Origin of the sequence: Nakamurella sp. (genome assembly GCF_048594475.1) — a bacterium.
Taxonomy (GTDB): domain Bacteria; phylum Actinomycetota; class Actinomycetes; order Mycobacteriales; family Nakamurellaceae; genus Nakamurella.
On record NZ_JBMDXT010000252.1, the window covers coordinates 1 to 5,584 of the forward strand.

At 69.4% G+C, this 5,584-nt stretch carries 5 protein-coding genes and 1 pseudogene; 2 read left to right on the top strand and 4 right to left on the bottom strand.

Features of this window, described 5'->3' with window-relative positions; all coding sequences use genetic code 11:
- Positions 1–121 precede the first annotated feature (121 nt).
- Positions 122–445, bottom strand: coding sequence for a DUF2530 domain-containing protein (locus ACOJUF_RS11585; protein ID WP_420122001.1), 324 nt, complete (start codon positions 443–445; stop codon positions 122–124).
- 123 nt (positions 446–568) lie between these two features.
- Here ACOJUF_RS11585 and ACOJUF_RS11590 point away from each other — a divergent pair, with 123 nt between their 5' ends.
- Positions 569–994, top strand: a complete 426-nt coding sequence (locus ACOJUF_RS11590) for a MarR family winged helix-turn-helix transcriptional regulator (protein WP_420122002.1) — start codon at positions 569–571, stop codon at positions 992–994.
- Between the two features lie 27 nt (positions 995–1,021).
- Here ACOJUF_RS11590 and fabG (ACOJUF_RS11595) read toward each other — a convergent pair whose 3' ends face one another.
- Positions 1,022–1,840: a 3-oxoacyl-ACP reductase FabG gene (gene fabG / locus ACOJUF_RS11595; protein WP_420122003.1), complete on the bottom strand. Its 819-nt coding sequence runs from the start codon at positions 1,838–1,840 to the stop codon at positions 1,022–1,024.
- Positions 1,841–2,060: 220 nt separating this feature from the next.
- On the opposite strand from fabG (ACOJUF_RS11595), the gene ACOJUF_RS11600 reads away from it, so the two are divergent.
- The gene (locus ACOJUF_RS11600; protein ID WP_420122004.1) at positions 2,061–4,022 is read left to right on the top strand and encodes a 3-oxoacyl-[acyl-carrier-protein] synthase III C-terminal domain-containing protein; all 1,962 of its coding nucleotides are present in this window, start codon (positions 2,061–2,063) and stop codon (positions 4,020–4,022) included.
- A gap of 141 nt (positions 4,023–4,163) precedes the next feature.
- On the opposite strand, the gene fabG (ACOJUF_RS11605) is transcribed toward ACOJUF_RS11600, so the two are convergent.
- The gene (gene fabG / locus ACOJUF_RS11605) at positions 4,164–4,910 is read right to left on the bottom strand and encodes a 3-oxoacyl-ACP reductase FabG (RefSeq protein WP_420122005.1); all 747 of its coding nucleotides are present in this window, start codon (positions 4,908–4,910) and stop codon (positions 4,164–4,166) included.
- A 127-nt stretch (positions 4,911–5,037) separates the two neighbouring features.
- A pseudogene (locus ACOJUF_RS11610) lies at positions 5,038–5,584 on the bottom strand (poly-beta-hydroxybutyrate polymerase); the annotation flags it as partial.

The window sequence follows — 5,584 nt, forward strand, 5'->3', positions numbered from 1 at the left end:
CTGGTCGCTGCGGCACCTGGCCGTCGCCGCGGCCGCCGCGGATCCCGCCGCGCTGGCCGAGGCCGCGCTCGACTGATGCCCGGGCCGCGGGCCGTTCACGTATCCGGTCGCGTTCCGGCGGTCAGAAGCGCTCAGTCAGCGCCATCTGGTTGGCGCTGCGCTTGCCCAGCCGGGCGGCGCGGCGCTGCCAGCCGTAGACCGACAGCCCCAGCAACCCGGTGACGAAGCCGGCCAGGCACGTCCACAGCCAGATCATCGCGTCGTCGGCCTGCAACTCCGGGATGAAGAACAGCAGCACCACGAACGCCAGCAGCCACGCCGCGGTGCCGGGGACGGCGATGTGCCAGACACCGGTGGTGACCGGCGGCAGCGGGGGCGGACGGTAGGCCCCGTCCGTGGATCCGGCGCCGGCGGCGGGATCGGATCCGGGCCGGGGGTGGGTCACGATCCCATCGTAGGGCCAGGTCGGCGCCGGCAACGTTGTCCGAAACATCCCGGTTGCGTGGTGCGGGGGTGGGTTAGGCTCGTCTTCGTGCCGGATCACTATTCACTCGCCAGTGAGCTGCGGTTGTCCGTCCACCGCCTGACGCGGCGGCTCCGGCAGCAGACCCCGACCGACGGGCTGACCCTGACCCAGCTCTCGGCGCTGGCGGTGATCTGGCGCGAAGGTCCGCTGACCGCGGGCGATCTGGCCGCCAAGGAGCAGGTCCGGCCGCCCTCCATCACCCGGGTGCTGACCGGCCTGGAGGCGCTCGGCCTGGTCAAGCGCACCGAGAACCCGCGGGACGGCCGCCAGGTGCTGGTCCGGATCACCCCCGAGGGCGACCGGCGGATGGTGGAGTACGTCCGGGTCCGGGAGCTGTGGCTCGAGCGGCGGCTGGCCGCGCTCACCGACGACGACCGGGACGTGCTGGCCCGGGCGAGCACGCTGATCGACCGGCTGGCCGCCCAGCAGGACGACGAGCACGAGTCCCCCTCGGCCGTCGCCGGCTGAGCGCCGTCCGCGGGCGCCCGGTGGGCGTCACATGTCCATGCCGCCGTTGACGCCCCAGACCTGCCCGGTGATGTAGCCCGAGGTGTCGGCGGCCAGGAAATGCACCACCCGGGCGATCTCCTCGGGCCGCGCGAACCGGCGGAGCGGGATCCGGTCCATGATCCGGTCGATCACCTTCTGCGGCACCGTGTCGACCATGTCGGTCTCCACGTAGCCGGGGGTGATCGTGTTGACCGTGATGCCGATCGGGTTGTCGTCGAGCTTGCCCGACTTCTGCAGCATGAACGCGGCCTCCCGGGCCAGCGTCTTGGTCAGTCCGAACAGGCCGGACTTGGAGGCCGCGTAATTGGCCTGGCCGATGTTGCCGACCTCGCCGATGATCGACGAGACGTTGATGATCCGGCCGGTGCCGCGCTCCACCATGCCCTTGAGGGCCTCCTGGGAGAGGAAGAACGCACCGGACAGGTTGACCGCCAGCACCTTCTCCCAGTCCGAGTCGGTCAGGTTCAGCACCGTCTTGTCGATGGTGATGCCCGCGTTGTTGATCAGGATGTCCAGCGACCCGTGCTCGGCGACGACCTCCCGGACGACCCGCCGGCAGTCGTCGGCGACGCCGATGTTGCCCTGGTGGATCGAACCCGTGACCCCCTCGGCCCGGATCTGCTCGAGGAACGCCGCCGCGTGCTCGGCGTCGCGGCCGTAGCCGGCCGCGACCGTGGCGCCCTGGTTGGCCAGGCTGCGGCTGATGGCCGCGCCGATCCCGCGGGTGCCGCCGGTCACCAGGGCGACCCGCCCGGCGAGCTTGGTGCCGAAGCCGGCCGTGCCGGCGGCCTGTGTGGCGGTCATCTCGGTCCTCCGTCGGATCGCCGTGCGCTGATCGGTCGGATTGTGGCGCACCGGACGGCGGTCGGCGCGGTACGCATGTGACGTGCTCCGTCACGTTCGGTGCGCCCCCGGTGGAAGAGCGCTTCCCGACGGGTTGCGGGAGGATGGGCGTCGGGTTTTCCGGGTACGACACCTGCGCGAGCAGCACATCGCGTAGTCGCCAGCGGCAAAGGAGCACGGCATGCAGCCGTTCGTCATCAATCGCCATGATCGTTTGGTCTTTCCGTCCAACTTCATTCCCGATCTCGATTTCTCGGTCATCGAGACCGAGGAACAGCTCGACCAGGTCATTCGCCGGGATTTCGAGACCAAGGCCCCGTCGGGCACCGAGATCGGCGAGCGCATCGCCAAGAGCCACTACAAGGACCGCACCCACCTCATGCGCGACGTCGCGCTGAACCTGTTCTGGGTCAACCGGTTCGCCATGACCATGTACGAGAAGGTGCCGACCCGCTGGCGCGACGTGCCGCGCAACCGCAGCACCGTGTTCCTGCCCGTGGTGGTGCCGTGGCAGGACAAGGAGTCCAAGGTCGGCGCCGTGGCGCAGGCGTGGGCCGACCTGCCGTCGGCCGGCGACGCCGAGACCGAGCAGAAGATCTGGGACACGCTGTTCGACATCTTCAGCAACCGGCTGCACCACGCGAGCGCGCTGGTCGCGGTCCAGCCGACCGTCGCGCAGGCCCTGGCCGACACCAGCCAGCTGACCTGGGTGCTGGGGGACTACGACCCGGACTACCCGGCGTTCACCTTCGCCGACATCGTCGACGCACAGGAGGAGGTCGCCGAGCTCGAGGCGCTGCGCCGCTGGTCGATGGTGCTGCACAACCAGTACCTGTGGGACCGGTCCGCGGTCCGGCTGACCACCCTCGGCGAGCTGCAGCCCGACGACGTCGTCGTCGTGCTCAAGCCCAAGACCAGTGAGGTCGAGCGCTTCCTGGACGCCGTCAAGGGTGCGCCGCGAGCCAACATCGGGCCGCGGGTGGCCTCCGTGCAGCCCGAGATCGAGACCCGGCAGCCGATCCGGCCGTACCCGGCGATCGACATCCGCAAGCACTTCACCGTCATGCCCAAGATCGAGGCGCTGGCCGTCGTGCGCGGCGAGATCCTCTGCTCAAACGACGATCTGATCCGCAACACGGCGTACTGCTGGTCGCCGATGACCGCCGACGAGATCAGCTACAAGACCGGCATCGAGACCCGCATGTACTCCAAGCGCGGGCTCGACGAGCTGTCGCTGGACGCCGCCAAGGCCGCCCTCGAGCGGTCCGGCCGGCAGCCGGAGGAGATCGGCGCGGTCATCTTCTGCTCGTGCACCAACCCGCGGGCGATGCCGTCGATGGGCACCTGGCTCTCCGGCCAGCTGGGCATGCACCAGACCCACATGTCGGCCGACATCACCGCGGCCTGCGCCGGCCTGCCGTACGGCCTGTCCGAGGCCATCCGGCTGCTGCAGGAGGTCAACCGGCCCGTGCTGCTGGTCTGCGGCGAGAAGTTCTCGGACAAGATCGGCACCGTCCGGCCGTCCCGGATGATCTTCGGCGACGGCGCCGCGGCGTTCGTCATCGCCCCGGCCGCGGAGGGCGAGGACACCGACATCGACCTGATGAACTCGTACGCGGGCGGTCCGGTCAGCCAGGTCAACTCGATCATCTGGCCGAACGCCGCGTTCGACAACAACATCACGGTGTTCGGGCCCGAGGTCAAGGCGCTGGCCGGCCGCTACCTGGCCCAGATGATCAACGAGCTGGAGAACACGGCCGACCCGCTGGGCGAGAAGGCCTCCGCCTGGGACATGGTTGAGCTGGTCGTGCCGCACCAGGCGAACAAGACCATGGTCATCCAGCTCGCCGAGAAGGCTGGGCTGTCGCCGGATCTGATCTACTTCGACATCGAGCGGGCCGGCAACACCTCGTCCGCCTCGATCCCGATCGCGATCGCCGACGCCGTCGCCGACGGAGTGATCGACAAGCCGACCAAGATCTTCGCCCCGGGCTTCGGCGCCGGGTCGGTCGGCGGTTACACGATCATGACGATCGATCCGTCGGTCGTCGTGTCCGGGACGGAGGAGGTCGCCATCGTCGAGGCGGTCCGGTCCGAGCCCGGCGAGACCGGCTCGGACTCCGCCGCGGCCGCGTTCGGCTGATCCTCGCGATCGTCAGGGCCCGTCCCGCCGTGTGCGGGGCGGGCCCGTGTCGTTTCCGTCCGGCCCGCCCGGCAGGGGCCCGGGGACGACGAAGGCCCCGCCCGGGACAACCCGAGCGGGGCCTTCGTGTGAAGCCGGGGACTACATGTCCAGGCCACCGTTGACGTCGATGACGTGACCGGTGACGAAGGCGGCGTCATCGGAGCACAGGTAGGCGACGGCGCCGGCGATGTCCTCGGGCTGTCCGGCGCGACCCAGCGGGTTCTCGGCCATCTTGGCCTGCGCGGCCTCCGGCATGGCCTTGGTCATCGCGGTCTCGATGAAGCCGGGGCGGATGCCGTTGACGGTGGTGCCGAAGCGGGCCAGCTCGGTGGCGCCGGAGCGGACGAGGCCGACGACGCCGGCCTTGGCGGCGATGTAGTTCATCTGGCCCAGGTTGCCCATCTTGGCCACCACGGACGAGATCAGCACGACGCGGCCCGGGCCCTCGGTCCGCAGCCACGGGGCGGAGGCCCGCAGGCCCTCGAACACGCCGGTCAGGTTGACCTTGATGACCAGATCCCAGTCGTCGTCGGTCAGCTTGTGGAACATCTTGTCCCGGGTGATGCCGGCGTTGCCGATGTAGGTGTCCAGGCCGCCCATGGCGTCGGCGGCCGCCTGCCACGCCTCGCGCAGCTGGGGCCGGTCGGTCACGTCACACTTGAAGCCGTAGGCCGGGGTGCCGGTCTCGGCGGTAATGCGCTCCGCGGTCTCCTTGGCGCCGGCCTCGTTCATGTCCAGCAGGCTGACGGTGATGCCTTCGCTGGCGAGCCGCTGGCCGATGACCGCGCCCAGGCCCTGGGCCCCGCCGGTGATGATCGCCTTGGACACGCTGTACTTGGCAGACACGTGCTTGTTACCTGACTTTCTGGGTCGAATGATGGGGACGGAATGACGTGCAGCCTCGGCGAGCCGGGGCGCACTGAGAATAGTGCCCCGGCCCGCCGGAAGGCTTGATGAACCGGTGGGTGATCGGCTACTTGCCGAACACGTAGGTGCCGGGCGCGTCGCCCAGCGGCGGGTACTTCTCGCTGCCCAGCGCCGGCGGATCGATCTTCTTGCCGGCCCGCTCGGAGATCCAGGTCGCCCAGTCCTCCCACCAGGTGATGGGCTTCATGGTCGCCGCGGCCAGCCACTCGTCCGGATTCTCCGGGAGTTCGTCCAGGTCAGCGGCCCAGTGCTTGGACTTCGGGTTCGGCGGGTTGACGATGCCGGCGATGTGGCCCGAGTTGGACAGCACGAACCGCACGTTGCCGGTGGGGATCAGGGCCCCCTTGTACGAGCTGCGCCATGGCGCGATGTGGTCCTGCTCGGCGGCCAGGAAGTACAGGTCCTGGTCGACGGATTTCATGTTCAGCGTCTCACCGGCGATCTCCATCACTCCGCGGGCCAGCTGATTCTTCAGATAGCACGACCGCAGATAGAAGGAGTGCATGACGGCCGGCATCCGGGTGGAATCGGCATTCCAGGTGAGCAGGTCGAAGGCCGGCGGCTCCTCGCCCTTCATCCAGTTGTTGACCACG

Excerpts from the sequence above, each read along its gene's own strand:
- fabG (WP_420122003.1), bottom strand. The coding sequence starts at position 1,840 with ATGACCGCCACACAGGCCGCCGGCACGGCCGGCTTCGGCACCAAGCTC.
- ACOJUF_RS11600 (WP_420122004.1), top strand. The coding sequence starts at position 2,061 with ATGCAGCCGTTCGTCATCAATCGCCATGATCGTTTGGTCTTTCCGTCC.